The following is a 20,634-nucleotide window of genomic DNA, read 5'->3' as shown; positions in this document are numbered from 1 at the left end:
GTAAAGATACGAATTCTCCGGCAATTTTATTGCCTGCAAAACCCTTTTTTCCGCCTGCGGCGCCCGTAAAGTCCTGCCGAGGATGCGGTGCCAGACGTCCGATGCCCCGCAGCAGGGGAAAACCCCGGCAGCGGTGCGGGAGGGGAAACACCCCTCAAACAGGCTGGTAACAGGCGCAATGGCCCCGGGAAAGGCGGCGGGGAATACGCCCGCAAGCCTCCGTGCACCGCAGCGGAAGAGGCGCTGCGAACGACGGCGGAATGCCGTGGCCCGCAAAGTCCCCCGACATCCCGCCGCATATGCAAACCGCTGCTTCCCTACCGGAAGAAACTCTTCATCCGCTCGAAGATATTCTGGTTCTTGACCGATTCGGCATGCTGGAAACCGGGCTGCTGCGCCAGCTGTTCGACCAGCCGCTTCTCCTCGGCACTAAGCTTCGAAGGGATCGTGATGTCGACCACGACCAGTTCGTCGCCGCGGCCATAGCCGTTGACGTCGGGCAACCCCTTGCCGCCCAGGCGCAGCACCTTGCCGGCATGCGTTCCCGGGGCGATCTTGATCTTGGCACGGCCATCGACCGTCGGCACCTCGACCGTACCGCCCAGCAGGGCTGTCGTAACGGTGATATTGAGGTTGTGGATCAGGTCGTTGCCGTCACGCACCAACTCGGGATTGGACTCCTCTTCGATCATGACCTGCAGGTCGCCGTTGACGCCTCCGTGACGGGCGGCATTACCCTTGCCCGTGACGGTGAGCACCATCCCCTCGCCCACGCCGGCCGGGATTCGGATCTCCACGACCTCCTGACCGCGGAGGGTTCCCTCGCCCTTGCACTTGTCGCAGGGTGCGGTGATGACTTTGCCCGTACCGCCGCACGTGGGGCAGACGCCCTGCGTCTGCATACGGCCGAAGAAGGTGTTCTCCACACGCGTCACATAACCCGTACCGTTGCAGGTCGAACAGGTCGAGTAGGAGTTGCTGTCCTTGGCCCCCGTACCGCCGCACTTATCGCAGGCGATGGTCTTGTTTATCTTGAGTTTCTTGGTGACGCCGTTGGCGATCTCTGCGAGGGTCAGCCTGACCTTGATGCGGATATCCGATCCCCGGTTCACGCGCCGCCCGCCGCCCGATGACGACGACGAGCGGAACCCGCCACCGAAATGTCCGCCGAAAATATCGCCGAACTGCGAGAAGATATCCTCCATCGAGAAACCGCCGCCGCTGAAGCCGCCGAAGCCGCCTGCCCCGCCACCCGCGGCGCCGCTCATCCCGGCATGGCCGAACTGATCGTAACGGGCACGTTTGTCGGGGTTCGACAGCACATCGTATGCCTCGGCCGCCTCCTTGAATTTCTCTTCGGCCTCCTTGTCACCCGGGTTTTTATCGGGGTGGTACTGGATGGCCGCCTTGCGGTAAGCCTTCTTTATTTCGTCAGCGTTAGCGTTTTTCTGGACGCCCAGCACTTCGTAGTAATCCCTCTTTTCTGCCATGACATTATTCTCCTACAACAACTTTTGCGAAACGCAGCACCTTATCACCCAGCATATAACCCGTCTGGACAATGTCGACGACCTTGCCCTGCATTTCCTCTCCGGCAGCGAATTTAGCCACCGCCTCGCAGAGGTCGGCGTCGAACTCCTTGCCCTTGACGTCGATCTCGGTGACCCCTTTCTGGCGGAGCGTATCGGTAAATTTCTGTGAAATAAGCATCACGCCGGCACGCAGCGCCTCGATGTCGTCGCTCTTCTGCATGGCATCGACGGCACGCTGCACGTCGTCGCGCACGGGGAGCATCGCCAGCAGCACGTCACGACCGCCGGTCTGCACCAAGTCCATCTTCTCCTTGAGCGTACGCTTGCGGTAATTATCGAATTCGGCCTGCAGGCGGATGAATTTATCCTGCCACTCGGCCAGCGCCGCCGTCAGATCCGATCCCGCTCCGGCCTTGTCGCCGCCTTCGGCAGCGTCTGCCATTGTGTCAGTCCCGTCCTGCGAATCGTCTGACACATTGGCACAGGGTTCGCCGTCGCACGAAGGGTAACCTTCACCGGGAACGAATCCTTCGTCACCGTCAACAGCCTCATTATAAGTTTTTTCCTTTTTCATATCTCGTGTTTTTCAGATTTTCCGTCTTATATTCGAACAAATTGTATACCAACCGCCGGGCCATGCCTACCCGATGATAAAAATCGCCGGGCGCCTGTTCATTTCCGGCAGCCGCACCGACCGCCACTCGCGCACGGGGAGCGTACGGATATATTCGCCGGGAGCGGTAATGTCCATCGCCAGCGTCAGGCGCGTCTCGGGGGCAAGGGTTTGCAGGAGCTGTTCCATCAGCTTCACATTGCGGTAAGGCGCCTCGATGAAGAGCTGCGACTGGCGTTCGGACTGCGCACGGCGTTCGAAGCGACGGATCGCCTGCACCCGTTCGGGCGGCTTGACGGGCAGGTAGCCGTTGAAGGCGAACGACTGCCCGTTGAGCCCCGAAGCCATGACGGCCAGGATGACGGACGACGGCCCGACGAGCGGCACCACGCGGATACCGTGGCGGTGGCACGCCTCGACGACCAGTGCCCCGGGATCGGCGACGCCCGGCACGCCCGCTTCGGAAACAACCCCCGCCGAGCGGCCCTCAACGAGCGGTTTCACCAGCTCTTCGACCTCACGCCCGGCGACGGTATGTTCGTTCAGCTCGCGGAACTCCAGCGTGTCGATCGGCCGCGCGATGCCGGCCTTCGACAGGAACCGCCGCGCCGAACGGGTGTTCTCGACGATGAAATAGTCGAGCGAATCCATCACGGCACGGTTCGCCGCAGGCAGCACGTCCCACGGTGCCGTTTCGTCCGAAATCGGACACGGGATCAGATAGAGCGTTCCGTACATCTTATTTCAGTTTTTCGAGTTTGGCCCGGAGTTCCCGCTCCCGGCCGGCGGCCTTCGTATACAGCACCGCAAACCAGACGCTCAGCGCCATGACACCGGCGATCACCACCCCGAAAACACCGCTCAGGAAGAATGCGCTCACGACCAGCCCCGCAACCGAAAGCACCAGCGGGGATTTGCGGACATTGCAGCCGATAGCCACATAGCCGCCCGCCAGCACGAGCATCACGATTCCGACCATCAGTCTCACCCCGTTTCCCTGGGCGTTGACCAGTTCGACCACGCCGCTGGCGAGCGCCAGCAACGCCGCGGCGAACATGGCGCTGCGAGCCTTGCCCAACTGGTCGAGGGCCGATTCGGATTCGAGCTGTGCCGTCAGCAGCCGCGCCCCGAGGCACTCGGCGGCCTCATCGCGCCCGGCGGGGCAACCGCAGGAGGGACACGTTCCGGTTCCGGAAGCGATTTCACCGCCGCAATCATAGCATTTCATAACGTTATTCTTTGAGGTAAATCCGTTTTACGCGCCCCGAAACCGAGGTCATGATCTCATAGGGAATCGTATCGAGTACGCGGGCCATCGTTTCCAGGTCGTTGCCCGGCTCGGGCGAGAAGACCACGACTTCGTCGCCTTCCTTCACGCCGGGAATCCCCGTAATGTCGACCATGCAGCTGTCCATGCAGATGCGTCCGACGATGGGGACGGGGCTCCCGGCCACCAGCACCGACCAGCGGCCGCAGCCCAGGTGGCGGTCGAGCCCGTCGGCATATCCGATGGGGATCGTCGCCGTCGTAGTTTCGCGCGTGAGTTTCCCGGCCCGTCCATACCCTACGGCCTCGCCCGCAGACAGGTGCTTGACCTGCACGATACGCGTGCGGAGGGTCGAGACGGGACGCAGCATCCCGTTATGCCGGTAGCCGAAGCCGTAAAGCCCCAGCCCGAGGCGGCACATGTCGAACTGCGCCTCGGGGAAGCGTTCGATGGCGGCCGAATTGGCCGTATGGCGGATGACCGGATAGGGCAGCGAGGCGGCGACGCGGGCGCTCATGCGGTCGAACAGGGCGATCTGCGCCCGGGTATAGGCATCCTCTTCGGGCATGTCGGCACAGTTGAGGTGCGAGAAGACCGAGGCGACCTTGACCTGCGGGGTTTCCGCCAGCGCCCTGCACAGCGCCCCGACTTCGTCGTCCGTGAATCCCAGCCTGTGCATACCCGTGTCGAGCTTGATATGGATCGGGTAACGGCTCTCGCCCGCATGCACCACGGCCCCGGCGAAGGCGCCGAGCGAATGGAGGCTGTATATCTCGGGTTCGAGGCGGTTGGCGATCATCTGATCGAAACTGTCGGCATCGGCGTTGAGCACCACGACGGGCATCGAAATGCCCCGCTCGCGCAACAGTACCCCTTCGTCGGCGAACGCCACGGCCAGGTAATCGACGCCCTGGTGCTGCAACAGTTGCGCGACTTCGAAATCGCCGGCACCGTACGAGCCGGCCTTGACCATCGCCACGAGTTTCGTACCGAAGCTGAGCTTCGAACGGAAGAAATTGAGATTGTGCGTCATGGCGTCGAGGTCGACCTCCAGCACCGTCGTATGGCTGCGGCGCGCGAGGGCGTGCGCCAGTTTCTCGAAGCGGAAATCGCGGGCGCCTTTCAGCAGGATGGCACGCCCGGCCACGGCCCTGCGGTCGATGCGCGCGATGCACTCGTCGGTCGAGGCGTAAAACTCCTTGTCGCAGCCGAACAGACCTGCATGGCGTTTCAGGCGCGGGCCGATGCCGATCAGGAAGTCGACGCCCGCCCGTGCGACCATCCCCGCGACACGGCCGTAGAGCTCGCCGTCGGAAAGCCCGCTCTGCGAGATGTCCGACAGGACGAGCGTACGGCGGCGGTTCAGCGCCACGCCGTGCAGGTAATCGAGCGCCAGCGCCAGCGAATTGAGGTCGAGGTTATAGGCGTCGTTGATCAGGATCGAATCGTTGATGCCCTCCTTCACCTCGAGACGCATGGGCACCGTGGGCGCCGAGGCGAACGACGGCGCGGGATAGTGCATCGCGGCGCAGAACGCCTCGACGATCTGGGCATTGCGGCGCGATGCGGCGTTGCCGATGACCGACTCCGGCACCTCGGGGAACGACGCGGCATCGAGGGGCTTGCGGTCGGCGAAACGCGCCGCGACCATGCCCCCCAGCGGCTCGTAATAGCTGTGGTAGATGATTTTCGAGGCATTGCGGGCCAGCACCATTTTCTCGTCGCACTTCTGCTCGAGATTGAGGAAATTCTCCTGATGCGCGTCGCCGATCGAGGTAAAAACAACCACGTCGGGACGGATGATGCGTTCCAGCCGCTCCATCTCGCCGGGCTTCGAAATGCCCGCCTCGAAGACCGCCAGCTCCTCGTCGCCTTCGAGCATCAGCACCGAGAGGGGCACGCCCAGCTGCGAATTGTAGCTTTTCGGCGAGCGGTAATATTTCATCCCCGCGGGCAGTTCTTCGGCGATCCACTCCTTGATGACGGTCTTGCCGTTCGAACCGGTGATGCCGACGACCGTACCCTTGAATTGCGCACGGTAGTGCGCCGCAAGGCGTTGCAGGGCGTCGATGGCGTTGTCCACACGCACGAAGCCGCAACCGGCGGGGCACTCAACGTCACGTTCGACGAGGAACGCACGCACGCCGCGCGCCGACATCTGGGCGACGAAGCCGTGCGAGTCGTGGTTGGCACCGCGCATGGCCACGAACATCGGGCAGCAGCCCAGTTCGCACGACAGCGAGCGGCTGTCGGTGACGACCGACCGCACTTCGGCATCGCAGCCTGTAAATTTCCCGCCGACAACGGCGGCTATTTCCGAGAGTTTGTAGTTCATCCTGTATCTTATCCGTTTTTCGCCGGGCGGATGGCATCCGGGGCTTCACGAAACCGGCGGGGCAGGAACATACGCGGAGTATGCGGCTGCCGCGAGCGGAAGCGCCGGAGGCAGCCGTCCTCACGAAAGGTCAAATGTCACGATCGTAATTCCCGCCCCGCCCCGGTCGGCATGCTCGTCGCGGGCGCTTTCGACCTCGGGCACCGTGCGCAGGTAGCGGCGTATCTCCTCCTTGAGAGCCCCCGTGCCCTTGCCGTGGAGGATCGACACCGACCCCACGCCCACCATCAGGGCGTCGTCGATGAAATCCTGCACGGCGTCCAGCGCCTCAGCGGCACGCATGCCCCGCACGTCGATATGGTCTTTGAAGCTGAGCTTGCGGGCCGAAATGTCGGCCGACACCACCGTCCGCGCCGTCTGCGGGCGTGTCGCCTCGCGGAACTCGCTGTTCGAGACCACGGTCAGCATCTTCCGGTCAACCGTAGTCAGTATCTGGCCGAAGGCAACCTGCGCCTTGCGCCCCTTGACCGACTGCACCACGCCGACCATATCCTGTCCGGCCATGCGGACTTTCGACCCGGCCTCCACCTCGCGCGGTTTCGGAGCCTCGGCAGGGGCAGCCCCCGCCGCCTGCGCCTCGCCCCGCTGCGCCTTGCGTTCTTCACGCCGCTGACGGCGGCGCTCGATACGTTCGATCTCGCGGGCGACCTCGGCGTCCTTGTCCGCCGTGTCGGCCTTCGCCACCGCGTCGCGGAAATCGTCCAGTTCGCGGCGCGCAAGGCGCGTCAGCTCCTTTTCGGCCTGCGCCTCGCGGATCGTCCTGATCGTATTCTCGATCTGCCGGTTGGCATCGGCGATCAGCTGCTGCGCCTCCAGCTTGGCCTTTTTGAGTATCTCCTGCCGCTCGGCCCTGATCTTCGACAACTGCCCGGCATAGGTCTGCTCCAGCTCCTCGACCTTGCGGTCGGTCTGGCGGATGCGGTCGCGCTTCTGTTCCCAGTAATGCTTGTCGCGGGCGATCTCACGCAGCTGCTTCTCGATGTTGATATGGTCGCTGCCGGCCTTCTCGCCCGCCGCGCGGATAATATCCTCCGGGAGCCCGATCTTGCGGGCGATCTCCACGGCGAACGAACTGCCCGGCTTGCCCATTTCGAGGCGGAACAGCGGGCGGATATTCTGCACGTCGAACATCATGGCGCCATTGGCGATGCCCTCGGTATTCGACGCATAGTACTTGATATTGGCATAGTGGGTCGTGATGACGCCGTAGCACCCTTTGGCCAGCAGGCGTTCGAGGATGGCCTCGGCGATGGCTCCGCCGATGACCGGCTCGGTACCCGACCCGAACTCGTCGATCAGCACCAGCGCCGACGACGAAGCCCCCGAGAGCATGTTCTTCATGTTGAGCAGGTGCGACGAATAGGTCGACAGGTCGTCGTCGATCGACTGCTCGTCGCCGATGTCGATGAAGATCGAACGGAACACGGGCAGTTCCGAAACCTCCGATGCCGGGACGGGAAACCCGCACTGGAACATATACTGCACGAGGCCGGTGGTCTTGAGGCAGACCGACTTGCCGCCCGCATTGGGCCCCGAAATGACAAGGATATGCTTGCGGCGGTCGAGCTGCATGTCGAGCGGTACGACCTCGCGCCCCTGCGCCCGCAGGGTTTGCTGCAGGAGCGGGTGGCGGGCATTCTTCAGCACCAGCCGGTCGTCGTCCGAGATGATCGGTTTCACGCAGCCGTTCTGCGATGCCCAGCGTCCCTTGGCACGCAGCATGTCGATCTCGGCCAGGTAGTCGCCCGACGCGGCGATCAGCCCGGCATCGGGGCGCACCGAATCGGTGAACTCCGAGAGGATGCGGACGATCTCGCGCCGCTCGGCATATTCCAGTTCGCGCAGCTCGTTGTTGATCTCCACGACCTCGACCGGTTCGACGTAGAACGTACGCCCCGTGGCCGATTCGTCGTGGATGAAGCCCTGCAACTTGCGTTTGTTGGCCGCGGCGACCGGGATCACGGCCTTCCCTTCGCGGATCGAGATCTGGGCGTCGGCATCGACGATACCGGCCCCCTTGGCGGCGGCGAGCACCGCCTGCAACCGCTTGGCGGCCTGCCCTTCGCGTTCGCGGATGGCACGCCGGATCTCCAGCAGGGCCGGCGAAGCATTGTCCCGGATATTGCCGAAACGATCGACGATGGCGTCGATCCGCTGCACGATCCCGGGGAATGCCTCGACGCCGCGGCTGCGGGCATACAGCGCCGGATATTGCCCTTCGCGGGCGAGGATGAACGCAACGACGCTGCCGACGAGGCTCAGCGCCCGGTGCAGGGTCACCACCTCCCCCACGTCGAGGAACGTCCCCTCGACACGCAGTTTGGCAACGACATGGTCGACGTCGGGATATTCCCCGCCGGGATAATCGTGCTCCATGTCGAGCAGCAGGCGCATCTGGTCGGCAAGTTCCAGCCTCCGCCCGATCTCGCGCGCCGAGGCCGAGAAAGTCTCTTCGGCGAGCTTCCCGCGGGCGGCACGCATGGTGCAAAGCGCTGCAACCTGTTCCCGAAGCCGGTCGAAGCCGATCTTCTGCTCGAAGTTTGCAGGATAAATCATCTCTATGTCGGGTTGATGGGCTACTGCAGCCGCTTGAGCGAATCGCGCTCAGCCTTGGCAGCAGCCTTGGCGGCCTTCCTGTCGGCACGCTCCTTCATCTTTTCGGGGTTGCGCCCGAAGAGCGAGAGGTGGACGTAACGGCCGGGGTATTGTTTGACATCGGCCAGCAGCGCCGCGAGGTTGTCGCTGGCCTTTTCGAGCGAATCGTACAGTTCGGGGTCGCTGATGAGCTTGCCGACCGTGCCTTCGCCCTGCGCGATGCGTGCCACGAGACCGTCGAGATGCTCCACGGCCTGCGAAAGCTTGCGGGCAAACTGTTCCTCGGTGAGCTGCGAGGTGAAACGATCCACGTCGCCGATGATGCTGTCCACGCGCCCGGCATTCTCGCCGAGCATGTCGGAGAATTTCGAAAGGTTGTCCAGTGCGCTCTTCAGGCTGTTTTTCTCCGCCGAGAGTATCTCGGCCATGTCGCCCGTCACGGAGTTCAGGTTGCCGAGCGTCCCGGCGATGTTGTCCGCATTGGTTTCCATCAGGCCGTTCAGGTTTTCGAGCGTGCGCGAAAGGTCGGTGGTGAGCTGCGAAACCTTCTGCTTGAAGAAATCCAGCTCGGAGCCGGCCATGTCCATCAGATCGCGGTCGCGGCTCGAACGCAGCGTATCGCCCTTCTGGAGGTAGGTGTCGGCCGTGCCGTAGGTGATTTCGATCGCCTTGGCGCCCATCAGTCCGTTGCTGAAGATTTTGGCCTCGGAATCGGACGGAATGCGGTATTGGCGCTTGATCGTGAATTGCAACACGACCTTGTCGCTGCGGGCGGGATCGAACGAAAGCCGTGTCACGGAACCGATCTTCACGCCCTTCATCATGATCGGCGACGCGTTCTGCACGCCGTTGATCTGGTCGTAGGCCGCATAATACTCGACGTTCCGGCTGAAAATGTCGAAACCTTTCAGAAACCGGATTCCGGCCCAGGCGACGCCGATCATCGCCACGGCGAATATGCCGATCTTAACTTCCCTTTTCATAGCTCGTTTATTTTCATTTCACAATCTGCGTGCCCCGGCAGCTCACGACGAAGGCATCGGGGAAAACCTTGCGTACTTCGGCCAGCCGTTTCTGGGCTGCGGCACGGGTGTCGTACTCGCCGACGCAATATTTATAGCGGAACCGCCCCTCGGCGGTATACTGTTTCACCTTGTTGCGGTAGGATTTGAAACGTGCGGACGAGGTCGGCACGGTCTGCGCGCTGGCCAGCACCTGCACGGTATAGCGCAACGGCCGGGCAGCTTGGTTAGGGGCAGCTTCGGCCCCGGCCGGTTTCTGCGGTTCCGGCTTTTGCGCCCCGGATTTGCCCGCAGCCTTCTGCGGCTCCGCCTTTTCCGGGGTGGCGGCCTTCCCGGCAGGCTTCCGTCCGGACTTCCCGGCAGGCGTATCGGATGCCTTGTCCTGCTCCGCAGGGCGCACGGGCTCCTTCCCGATGACGACCTGCGTTTCGGGCTCTTTAACGGGCTTCGGAGAGGCCGCGGCCTCCTCCCCGGCTCTGCGCGTTTCGAGCACATAGGCCGAATAGTCCTTCACGCCCTCGTAAATCGAGCGGGCGATCTCGTCCTGCCCCTTTTCCGACTTCATATAGGCCATCTCCTGGGCGTTGGACATGAAACCGATCTCGGTCAGCACGCCCGGCATGTCGGTGGCATAGAGCACACGCAGCAGCTGGGGTTTGATGCCCCGCGAATGGCGCCCGGCCTTCAGGTAATTATTCTGGATACAGCGCGCCAGCGCCATGCTGTACTCGCCGTAGGTGAATTGCAGGTTCTGGATATATGCCCGCACGATGGCCGCCGTCCGCTCGTCCGACATGTCGATCAGGTCTTCGCGGTTGTTCTCGAACAGGGCGTTCTCGTTGTAACGCTGCTCCTTGGGGCTTTCGCCCATGATGAGCGTCTCGACACCCCGTGCCGCCGAGGATTTCGCAGCATTGACGTGGATCGAAACGAAGAGGTCGCCGCCGGCCTTGTTGGCGATGTCGGCACGCGCCTGGAGGTCGGTTGCCAAGTCGGTGCCCAGCGCCTTGTCCGTCTTGCGGGTATAGACCACCTTCACGCCCGGCATCCCCTCCTCGATGAGCTTCCCGAGTTTGAGCGCCACCTTCAGCGTGAGGTCTTTCTCGTAGACATTGCCGTAGTGCGCCCCGGGGAATTTCCCGCCGTGTCCGGCATCGATGACCACAACTTCGACCCCGTGCGCAATATTCCCGGCCGTGGCACCGTTCATTAGAACGGTAACGGCCGCAAACGCGAATAACAGGAACAGTCGTGTGCGCATATTTAATGGAGCCAAATGTGAGCTTTCTGTAATTTTTTACCTATCTTTGTCGCGCCTAAAAAACCCGGCGGGAGTGCATCGAGGCCCCGATCCAGGCGTTTTTGCCGACATGTCGGCAAAGGTACGAAAAATTATTGGGATTTTGGATAGAATCAGGGTAAAATATCTGTTTTCGGCGGCGGCACTCCTACTCTTCGCCCAGTTGGTGTTCGGCTCGTCCGTACCCCGGGGAATGCTTGCCTCGGCAGCCGAAGACAGCCTCCGCCAACGCCTGTCCGATTCCCTCCAGACCCATTCCGAAGCCGCGGCCGAAGTGCCGGAAGCTGCGACCCAAAGCCGCCGCGACCGCCGCGAGCAGGCACGCGCCGCCCGGGAACAGGCACGCCGCCGCGCCGCATTCGAAGCCCTGCCGCAGGAGCAGCGCGATTCGCTCTTCGGCGCACAGCTCGATTCGCTCATCACGCAGAAAGGCGACTCGCTCGAAGGCCGCGGGGCGGACACCATCGCCCGCGACACGGTGAAAGAGAAAAAGCCCCAGAAACCGGGGGCGTTCCTCGACGACCCGATCACGGGCAAGAACAAGGACTCGCTGGTCTACGACGTGCGCAACAAGATGGTCTACATTTACAACGAAGGCGACATCACCTATCAGAACAGCAACCTCAAGGCCGACTACATGCAGATCAACATGGACACCAAGATGGTCTATGCATACGGCAAGCCCGACTCGCTCGAAGGCAAACCGATCGTCACCAAACCCGAATTCTCCGAGGGCGACGCATCGTACACGATGGATACGATCACCTACAACCTCACCTCGAAGAAGGCCAAGATCAAGGGCGTGGCGACGCAGCAGGGCGACGGCTGGCTGGTCGGAGGCAGCGTGAAGAAAATGCCCGACAACACGGTCAACATCCAGCACGGCAAATACACGACCTGCGACGAGACCGACCACCCGCACTTCTACCTGGCGATGACCAAGGCCAAGGTCATCCCCGGCAAGAAAGTCGTCACGGGGCCGGCCTACCTGGTCATGGAGGACGTGCCGATCTACTTCCTCGGCATCCCCGAGGGCTTCTTCCCGATCAACATGGGTCCCAAATCGGGTCTGCTGATGCCCACCTACGGCGAGGAATACTCCAAGGGGTTTTTCCTGCGCGACATGGGTTACTATTTCACGCTGGGCGACTATGCCGACCTGGCCGTACGCGGCGGTATCTACACGCTCGGTTCGTGGGAGGCGTCGGCCGCATCGCGCTATATCAAACGCTACAAGTACAGCGGCAGTTTCAACATGCAGTACTCGAACATCAAGACGGGCGAAAAAGGCGAGCCGGACTATATCAAGCAGAGCAACTTCCGCATCCAGTGGACGCACTCCCAGGATCCCAAGGCCAACCCCGGGTCGACCTTCTCGGCATCGGTGAACTTCGCCACGAGCGGTTACAGCAAATATTCGGCGACCAACCTCAACGACATCCTCTCGACGCAGACCAACTCGTCGATCGCCTACTCGAAGAACTGGGCGGGAACCCCCTTCTCGCTCTCGGCGAACATGTCCATCTCGCAGAACTCGCAGAACAAAAGCCTCTCGGTAACGCTGCCGACCGTGGTTTTCAACGTCTCGCGTTTCTACCCCTTCAAGCGCAAGGAGCGCATGGGCAAAGAGCGGTGGTACGAAAAGATCTCGATGCAGTATACGGGCAAGATGACCAACTCGGTGACGACCACCGAGGACAAGATCTTCTCGAAGGAGACGCTCGACAACATGAAGAACGGTATCGAGCACAACATCCCCATATCGGCGTCGTTCAACCTGTTCAACTACATCAACATCTCGCCGTCGGCGACCTACAACGAGAAGTGGTATTTCAAAAAAGTCGAATTCGACTGGAACCCCGTCACGAACAAGGTGGACACGCTGCCGACGCAATACGGGTTCTACCGCCTCTACAACTACAACTTCAACGTCTCGGCATCGACGACCGTATACGGCATGTACGACTTCACCAAGAAGCGCAAGGATCGTAAGATCCAGGCCATCCGCCACACACTCACCCCTTCGATCGGATTCGCCTATACGCCGGACTTCGGCGACCCGAAATACGGCTACTACAAGACGCGGCAGACCGACTCGACAGGACGTTTCACCACCTATTCGCCCTATTCGGTCAACGCATACGGCGTCCCCAGTTCCGGACGGTCGATGTCGATGAACTTCTCGCTGTCGCAGAACCTCGAAATGAAGGTACTGTCGAAGCGCGACACCTCGGGCGTGAAGAAGATCAAGCTGATCGACGAGCTGCGCATCAGCGGGTCGTACAATTTCCTGGCCGACTCGATGGGGCTCTCGACCATCCCGATCTCGTTCCGCACGACGATCTTCAAGAATTTCGGCATCAACCTCTCGATGACGCTCGACCCCTACCGGCTGACCCCCGACGGCAAACGCTACAACAAGCTCTTCTTCCCGGGGCGTATCGTCTCGACGGGCTGGTCGTTCGGCTATACGTTCAAATCGCGCGAAGACCGCTCGCAATCGGCCATCAACGACATCACCAGCATCCCGCCCGAATACATGAACCCCTACTACGACCCCTACGGCAACATGGATCCCGTACTGCGGCGGCAATACATGTCGCAGATGTACTACGATTTCTCGCTGCCGTGGAACTTCGGGTTCAACTATGCCATCAACTACAACATATCGACGGGCAATTACCCGCCCAAAGGATACAAGAAGAACGTCACGCAGACCGTCAGCTTCAACGGCAGCCTTACCATAACGCCCAAGACCGGCATCACGTTCCAGGGCGGTTACGACATCAAGGCGAACAAACTCACCACCTCGTCGATCTCCATCTCGCGCGACCTGCACTGCTGGCAGATGTCGTTCTCGTGGATACCCTTCGGGTTCCACCGCAGCTGGAGCTTCAACATCGGCGTAAAGGCGGCATCGCTTTCAGACCTCAAATACGACAAGAGCCAGTCGATGTACGACAATATGTACTAAATCCCGATCCCCGGCTCATCCACCCACCCTTTCATCCCAGACAATCCGGCTACCGGCTGCGGCAATGCGGCACGGTCGTCGTTTCCCGCCGTCGGCACCGGCAACAATACGCCAAACAGACAAAACCCGGCAGGAAAACAGACGTTTGTGTATATATTTTGACCGGGAACCGGAATTTCACAATTTTTTAACGGGAATAGACTATTTTTTTGCTATATTTGATACGAAAATGTTTCAACCAAAAAAATTTAGCCTTATGAATTACAATCTGTCCACCAGCAAGGGGGGGGGGAAATTCGACCTATCTTCCGCCCGTAATTGAGACGATCGACATCGAGACTGAAAAAGGGTTTGCAACATCGCCCACCCCACCCGACGTCTATGACGATTGGGGCAGCGGCGGCGGTGCAGGAGGTATCGGATCGGGAAGCGAACACGAACTCTAATACCGCAGCCCTATGAAAAGTCTCTCTAAAATCACACTGTTTGCAGCTCTCACCGCTGTAACAGCTACAGCCTGCCAAAAGGAAGACAGCAGCATCGACACCCCTTCCGGCAAACTCGTCAAGATGACTTTTACGGCCGGAAACCCTGAGTTCAAACCGGAAGTCCGCACCGAGATCGACGGATTGACTCCTTATTGGTCTGTCGGCGATCAGATAGGCATCAGTACCGACGGGACGAAGTCCAACTACCCCTTCACAAACGATGCGACGGAGCGCGCCGCAACAACGACTTTTTCCGGGAACGCGAACATTTCATCAACGATTTACGCTTATTATCCATTCACGGCCAACGGAATCGACAAAGTAGGAGATAATACGGGTGCAAAAGTCGATCTCCCGGCAAACCAAACCCCGACAGCCAGTTCGTTCGACGGCAAAGCCGACATCCTGGTCAGCAAACCGCTTACACTCGATTCCGAGGGACAGCAAGTCGCCAATCTGGAATTCAGACGATTGAGCGCCATCGTCAAAGTCGTACTCAAAGACCAATCCACAGGCGCAAAACTGGCCGACCAGCACGTATCGTCATTGTCCATTACGACCGATGGCGACAACACACTGGCAGGCCGGGTTGTTGTAGACCTCTTGAACTACACGATGTATGCACCCTATTATAACGGCTCCAACACCGTAACGGCGACCTATACGACAAATACGGAATACGTTATCAACGGTGTCAGCGGCACCTATTTAAGCGTATATCCGCGATTGCTGGCTGCGGGGTCGAAATTGGTCGTCGAAGCAGCGACAGAAGGGTATGTCATCAAAAAAGAGATTGTCCTGTCCAATGAAATCGATCTGGAAACAGGAAAGATCACCACTTTGAATGTCAATCTTTCAGACGAACACATCACAGCCGCGGCAACCGGTCTGAGCCTGCCGTTTACCGACGATTTCAGTGACCTGACAGGAAACTCCGCAACAAATATCCTGTCCCGCAAAGACAAAAACGGAAACAACTTGTATGTGGCGAACTCCTATGTTTATCAATACAACTCCCCGCATGGCCTACGCATGAGTTCGAGCGACAACTCCGGGTATATCGTCACCAGCGAACTGGATCTCTCCGCACCGTTCTCAGTACTGATTTCGGCCAAAGTCTGGCCGAAAGATACTTCCGGAATCAAAGTAACCGCCGGAGAATCCGCGGCAATCACGACCGCAGACCTGACCGAGGAGTTCAAAACCTACCTGCTGAAATTCGACGCACAAAATTCGAAAACGAAAATCAGGATCGAGCCCTCCGCCGCAAAAGAAAGAATAATTATCGAAAGCATACAGATCGCTCCCGGCCATGACATCACCCTGCCTCCGGTACTGAAAATCACATCGGAAACGACCTTGTCCGTTCCTGCGGAAAGCGCTACCAAAACCATCAACTATACGGTTGATAATCCCACAGACGGGGTGTCGGTCGTCGCATCATCGAACGTTTCCTGGCTCAATTCATTCGTTTATGACGTCGACGGCGTTTCTTTCACGATAGACGCAAATCAGGGCGAGGAACGTTCCGGCACCATCACATTATCGTACGAAGGCGCCGAAGCGCAAACCGTAAGCGTCACCCAGACAAAACCGGGGGCTGTAATGTGGGAAACCGAGACTTTCGAAAATTACACCGTGCCCAGCACTACCAGTTATGGTTCCAGCGGCACATTCAATGGAGTAACCACTGGAACCCCGCAATGGAGCTATAATGGCTGTGGTAATCCTAATCAGGCCAACACTGACAAAACGGCGCTTGCCAATGCCGGAGTCGTGGTAATAAACGACAAATATGCAGCCATCGGTAAAAACGGCTCGATGTCCGTAACGATCCCAGGAGGTATTACAGCCCTTAAATTCAATGCATTGACCTCAAGCAAGGGTTCGGCAACAGTCACCATAACAGCCAATGGTGCCACGGCAGCAAGTATCACTATTCCGGGAAACAGTAAAAGCGCATTCGAAATACCGACAATCGACTGTCAAGGTTATGACGCCACTATTACCATAAAACAAAATAATCAGAACAGAACGACGATAGGCGACATAACCTGGCAACCGGCGAATTGAACTCCGGGCGGGGAAGGAGGCGATCCTTCCCCAGACCCTACTCCGGGAACAGGAACAGCGGCATTAGGAAAATCGTGGGCGGAACTGCCCGCAGCGAACACTTCGGTGACCGAGATATGCCACTACATCACCGACGTGGCGGCGACGGGCAACGGTTCCTACCCGCGCAATTTCGCAATGGGTTATGACAAGGCGAAAAAGGCGGCCCTATGGGCAGCATATCCGCTGCACGCCTATTATACAGCCCCGAACGCTTCGAAAGAGAGGGCCTACTCGGCCGACCCGTCGCTGGGAAAGACCGAGCAGATGGTGGGCGGCGTGGGAGCACCTTACAACAAGGGACACCAAGTCCCCAACGCCGACCGGAAAGTGAGCAACCTGGCGAACAAGCAGATTTCCTACTATTCGAACATGACGCCACAGCTCGCTACATTCAACAGCGGTGCATGGGGCACCCTGGAAAACAGAGTCCGCGGATGGATGTGCGCCGATACGCTCTATGTGGTAACGGGATGTTATTTTGACGGGACAGAGGGTACGACGACCGACAACGGCGGCAACCCGTGCCCCGTACCGACGCATTATTACAAGGTATTGCTGCGCACCAAGCAGGGCACCACGGGACAACCCGTAACCACGCTTGCGGCCGACGAACTGCAATGCATCGGATTCTGGTACGAGCAAACCACAGACAAGGCCCAGACACCGGACGGTTGTGCGGTATCCGTGGCGGAGATCGAAGCCAAATGCGGGTTCGAATTCTTCGTCAACGTGCCGAACGCTCCGAAAAGCGGCTACTCCCCGGGGGAGTGGGGCCTTTCGGGCAACTGACACCGAGCCGCAAAGGAGAAGCGGCCTCTGCTGTGCAGGGGCCGCTTTTTTTTGTATCCCGGCGACAACCGGCGCTATCCGGCCGCATTCGAGTGGAGGGGCAGAGGCGGGGACGGACAATTCTGCAGCAAGAGGGCAGAAGAGAGGTTTCCACTGGAAGCAACCGGATAAGACAGCCAGGCGGAGCAACCGCGGCAAAAGCCCCCGGGAAAGACAAAGGAGCGAGAGGCCGCGGTTCCATAGACAACAGCCGGATCAAGCGGACAGATGAAGCGAAGAAACAAAGCCCCCGAAAAAAGCGACTGAAATTTCCCGGGCACGGCTCCGGGAAGCCCTGCAAGCCTATCTCCGTTCCAAAGGGGAAGGCGTGCGGTCGATATAATTCGGGTAGCGGAACTGCGGCATCCCGAGCGCCATGACGGCACAGATACGGCGACCGGCGAGCCCCAGCATCTTGCAGAGCCCCTTTTTCTTATCCTGCCGCACGGCGGTCAGCACGAAGCCCATATATATCTGGCTCACCCCGAGCGCTTCGGCCATCAGCGAAGCGTTCTGGTAGGCGAGGTTGGCATCTTCGGCGCCGAACCGGCTCTCTTTCGGCGCATGGATCAGCAACACGGCCGTCGCACCCCGCAGGATACGGTCGTTGCCCTCGGCATATTCGCGGCGCATTTTCCGGAAAACGGGGATATAGCGGTAGACGTCGGGCAACAAACGGCTCAGCCACGGGCGCACGAGCGGGTGGGAAAGGCGATCCGCGAGCTTGCCGAACACGCCGAGCGTATATTCGCTCATACGGCGCAGCAGCACAGGGTCGGTCACGAGCGTATAGCCCAACTGCCGGGCGTTGGTGGCCGTGGGAGCGAGGTCGGCGGCCGCGACGATCCGGTCGAGCATCTCCTGCGGCACGGGACGCTGCGACAGCGCCCGGTTCGAGCGCCTCGCGGCCATCAGCAGTTCGACCTGAGCGGGTGTGGGCATGGCCGCATAATCGACCGGGTGTACCCTCCCGGACGGGAATTCCGCATGCAGCACCGCCCCCGTCGGGCAGGCCGCGACACAGTGCCCGCAGACGATGCAGTTCCCGGGTTTCGAGAGCGCCACGGGGCCGCCCGCCTTCTCCTGTACGAAAATCTGCGAAGGGCACACCTTCACACAGCGGCCGCAACGGATGCAGCTCGCACCATCCACACGGATCGTATCCATATCTTCCGAAATTTTAAGTACCTTTGTGTTCAATTACAAACCGCCATGTATCCTGTCATCACTAAACATTTCAGCGAACTCTCCGTCCGGGAATACCACCGTATCGTGCAGGCACGCGAGGCCGTCTTCTTCCTCGAACAGCACATCACGGAACCCGATGCCGACGCCGCCGACCCGCAGAGCGTATTCATGTGGATGGAGGACAACGCCCGCGTAGTCGCCTTCCTGCGGGTCATCCCGGCGGGGATCGCCTACGACGAAGCCTCGGTCGGCCGCGTGCTGGTCGATGCTTCGTACCGCCGCCGCGGACTGTGCCGCAGCCTGATGTCCGAAGCGCTGCGCTATATTGCCCGGACATGGGGCCCGCAGCCCATCCGCATCTCGGCTCAGGAGCACCTGGCCGGATTTTACGCCACCTTAGGGTTCGCACCGGTCTCGGGCACCTATTTCGAAGCGGGTATCCCGCACGTCAAAATGCTCCGCCCGTAGCCCGGAAACGGACAAAAAAATTCCGGCGGCGAGAGGTTTCCCCACGCCGCCGGAACCATACCTATATTAATGGTTCACCGAGACCATCTCTTCGGGGTTGTGCTTGTATTTGAACACGAACGCGAAGACCACGGCCACCACGAGGGCATAGCCGGCGAAGATATACCACGAATCGGGCCAGCCCCAGGCATCGACGACGGCACCGGCGGCATACGAACCGAAGAACGCACCGAAGCCGTTGGTCATAATCATAAAGACACCCTGTGCCGAGGAGCGGATCTCGCGGCTGGTCTCCTTCTCGACAAACAGCGAACCCGAGATATTGAAGAAATCGAATGCCACCCCGTAGACGACCATCGAAAGGATGAGGAACGCGGCACCCGAGCCCGGGTTGCCGACGCCGAAGAACCCGAAGCGGAGCACCCACGCCAGCATCGAAATGAGCATCACTTTCTTGATACCGAAACGCCGCAGGAAGAACGGGATCAGCAGGATGCAGAACGTCTCGGACATCTGCGACAGCGAGAGCAGGATCACCGAATGCTTCACGATCGCCGAATCGGCATACTGGGGCATCGAGCCGAAGCTTTGTATATAGGAGTCCCCGAAGGCGTTGGTTATCTGCAACGCGGCGCCGAGCAACATCGAGAAGACGAAGAAAATGGCCATGCGCTTCTCCTTGAAGAGCGTGAACGCACGCAGCCCCAGCGTATCGACCCACGACCTGGCCTTGACATTGCGGTCGACGGGGCAGCCGGGCAGCGAGAACGAATAGACGGCCAGCAGGAACGACAGCACCGCCGAAACATAGAGCTGCCACTCGGTCAGCTTGATCTGCACGCCGCCGATATGCGTCAGGTCGACGAACCACATCGCGGCGATGAAGCCTACGGTACCCCACACGCGGATCGGAGGAAAATGTTTCACGGTATCGAGCCTTGCCAGGTCGAGGGCATTGTATGCCACCGAATTCGACAGGGCGATGGTCGGCATGTAGAACATCACGCTCAGCAGCATACAACTGTATAAAGGCGCATAGGCCGTTTGCGAAGCTGCGGCAATCAGGAACCCGCCGCTCACCAGATGGCAGATGCCGAGCAGCTTCTGCGCCGGGATCCATCGGTCGGCAATGATACCCATCACTGCGGGCATGAACAACGACGCAACACCCATCGTGGCAAAGAAACTTCCGATTTGCAGCCCTGTGAAGTCGAGGCCACCGCCAAGGTAGGCGCCCAGCGAGATGAGCCACGAACCCCAGATGGCATACTGGAGGAAGTTCATGACGATAAGGCGGAATTTAATTCCCATAATTCTCTGATTTTAGGTTGTTTTTATTTACAAGTTCATTCGGTCGGAAAATGATTAAAACAAATGTACTAATTTTTTTTGTGAATTTTCTTTGCAATTGAAAAATAAAGTTCTACTTTTGCATCACCAAAACGTCATTGAGCTATGGTGTAATGGTAACACAACAGATTCTGGTCCTGTTATTCTTGGTTCGAATCCAGGTAGCTCAACTGAAAAAGCGAGGAAGTTTCCTCGCTTTTTTCATTCTTCCCCACGCTTGTCCCTCGAACAGCTTGTTTCGAATTACGAAACAAATAAACCGGGCTTATTCGGGTTTCAGCAATACCATCCACACCTGAAAATTCATTTTCAAAATCCGAGCCGTACTGAAAAACAGGTATCAAAATCAGACAATCAATATGCACCGATACCCGTTTTCCGTCTTGTTTTACCCGGCGCCTTACCCTACTTTTGTATTGCACAGGAGATATGAAGAATTCAAGTGGGATTGTGCAAGGGGCGGGTTACACCCGCAAAAGTGACGCAAGTGGAAAATCCG

14 protein-coding genes and 1 tRNA gene are annotated in these 20,634 nt (G+C 59.4%); 5 read left to right on the top strand and 10 right to left on the bottom strand.

Going from position 1 to position 20,634, the window contains the following annotated elements:
• Positions 1-317 precede the first annotated feature (317 nt).
• The 8 genes from dnaJ to NQ559_RS10390 form a co-directional block, all read right to left on the bottom strand.
• Positions 318-1,490 (bottom strand): molecular chaperone DnaJ, encoded by a 1,173-nt coding sequence (gene dnaJ / locus NQ559_RS10425; RefSeq protein ID WP_018694882.1) that lies wholly within the window; start codon positions 1,488-1,490, stop codon positions 318-320.
• A gap of 4 nt (positions 1,491-1,494) precedes the next feature.
• Positions 1,495-2,106 carry a nucleotide exchange factor GrpE gene (locus NQ559_RS10420; RefSeq protein WP_018694881.1) on the bottom strand — a complete coding sequence of 204 codons (612 nt, stop codon included), beginning with the start codon at positions 2,104-2,106 and terminating at the stop codon, positions 1,495-1,497.
• A gap of 66 nt (positions 2,107-2,172) precedes the next feature.
• On the bottom strand, positions 2,173-2,883 hold the full coding sequence (locus NQ559_RS10415) for an SAM-dependent methyltransferase (RefSeq protein WP_018694880.1): 711 nt from the start codon (positions 2,881-2,883) through the stop codon (positions 2,173-2,175).
• Between the two features lies 1 nt (position 2,884).
• Entirely contained in the window at positions 2,885-3,373 is a 489-nt protein-coding gene (locus NQ559_RS10410; RefSeq protein ID WP_018694879.1) for a hypothetical protein, read from the bottom strand.
• A gap of 4 nt (positions 3,374-3,377) precedes the next feature.
• Entirely contained in the window at positions 3,378-5,747 is a 2,370-nt protein-coding gene (gene alr, locus NQ559_RS10405; protein WP_018694878.1) for an alanine racemase, read from the bottom strand.
• A 120-nt stretch (positions 5,748-5,867) separates the two neighbouring features.
• Positions 5,868-8,363, bottom strand: a complete 2,496-nt coding sequence (locus tag NQ559_RS10400; RefSeq protein WP_018694877.1) for an endonuclease MutS2 — start codon at positions 8,361-8,363, stop codon at positions 5,868-5,870.
• Between the two features lie 20 nt (positions 8,364-8,383).
• On the bottom strand, positions 8,384-9,385 hold the full coding sequence (locus NQ559_RS10395; protein ID WP_018694876.1) for an MlaD family protein: 1,002 nt from the start codon (positions 9,383-9,385) through the stop codon (positions 8,384-8,386).
• A gap of 13 nt (positions 9,386-9,398) precedes the next feature.
• The gene (locus NQ559_RS10390) at positions 9,399-10,685 is read right to left on the bottom strand and encodes an N-acetylmuramoyl-L-alanine amidase (protein ID WP_018694875.1); all 1,287 of its coding nucleotides are present in this window, start codon (positions 10,683-10,685) and stop codon (positions 9,399-9,401) included.
• A gap of 142 nt (positions 10,686-10,827) precedes the next feature.
• Here NQ559_RS10390 and NQ559_RS10385 point away from each other — a divergent pair, with 142 nt between their 5' ends.
• The 3 genes from NQ559_RS10385 (at position 10,828) to NQ559_RS10375 (ending at position 17,090) form a co-directional block, all read left to right on the top strand.
• A complete protein-coding gene (locus NQ559_RS10385) occupies positions 10,828-13,698 on the top strand; it encodes a putative LPS assembly protein LptD (RefSeq protein WP_018694874.1) in 2,871 nt (956 codons plus the stop codon).
• A gap of 458 nt (positions 13,699-14,156) precedes the next feature.
• Positions 14,157-16,259 carry a BACON domain-containing protein gene (locus NQ559_RS10380; protein ID WP_018694873.1) on the top strand — a complete coding sequence of 701 codons (2,103 nt, stop codon included), beginning with the start codon at positions 14,157-14,159 and terminating at the stop codon, positions 16,257-16,259.
• Between the two features lie 105 nt (positions 16,260-16,364).
• Positions 16,365-17,090: a DNA/RNA non-specific endonuclease gene (locus NQ559_RS10375; protein WP_018694872.1), complete on the top strand. Its 726-nt coding sequence runs from the start codon at positions 16,365-16,367 to the stop codon at positions 17,088-17,090.
• Positions 17,091-17,432: 342 nt separating this feature from the next.
• Here the strand turns inward: NQ559_RS10375 and NQ559_RS10370 are convergent, their stop codons facing one another.
• Positions 17,433-18,296, bottom strand: a complete 864-nt coding sequence (locus NQ559_RS10370; protein WP_018694871.1) for a nitroreductase family protein — start codon at positions 18,294-18,296, stop codon at positions 17,433-17,435.
• A gap of 45 nt (positions 18,297-18,341) precedes the next feature.
• Between NQ559_RS10370 and NQ559_RS10365 the strand changes: the two genes are divergently transcribed.
• Positions 18,342-18,785, top strand: coding sequence for a GNAT family N-acetyltransferase (locus NQ559_RS10365; protein ID WP_018694870.1), 444 nt, complete (start codon positions 18,342-18,344; stop codon positions 18,783-18,785).
• A 66-nt stretch (positions 18,786-18,851) separates the two neighbouring features.
• Here the strand turns inward: NQ559_RS10365 and NQ559_RS10360 are convergent, their stop codons facing one another.
• Positions 18,852-20,096 carry a nucleoside permease gene (locus tag NQ559_RS10360; RefSeq protein WP_018694869.1) on the bottom strand — a complete coding sequence of 415 codons (1,245 nt, stop codon included), beginning with the start codon at positions 20,094-20,096 and terminating at the stop codon, positions 18,852-18,854.
• 138 nt (positions 20,097-20,234) lie between these two features.
• Between NQ559_RS10360 and NQ559_RS10355 the strand changes: the two genes are divergently transcribed.
• Positions 20,235-20,305: transfer RNA gene (locus tag NQ559_RS10355), tRNA-Gln, on the top strand.
• Positions 20,306-20,634 lie beyond the last annotated feature (329 nt).

The sequence above is a fragment of the Alistipes onderdonkii genome, from assembly GCF_025145285.1.
GTDB lineage: Bacteria > Bacteroidota > Bacteroidia > Bacteroidales > Rikenellaceae > Alistipes > Alistipes onderdonkii.
The sequence above is the reverse complement of the archived record's forward strand: the minus strand, read 5'-3'. Positions and strand labels throughout refer to the sequence as shown.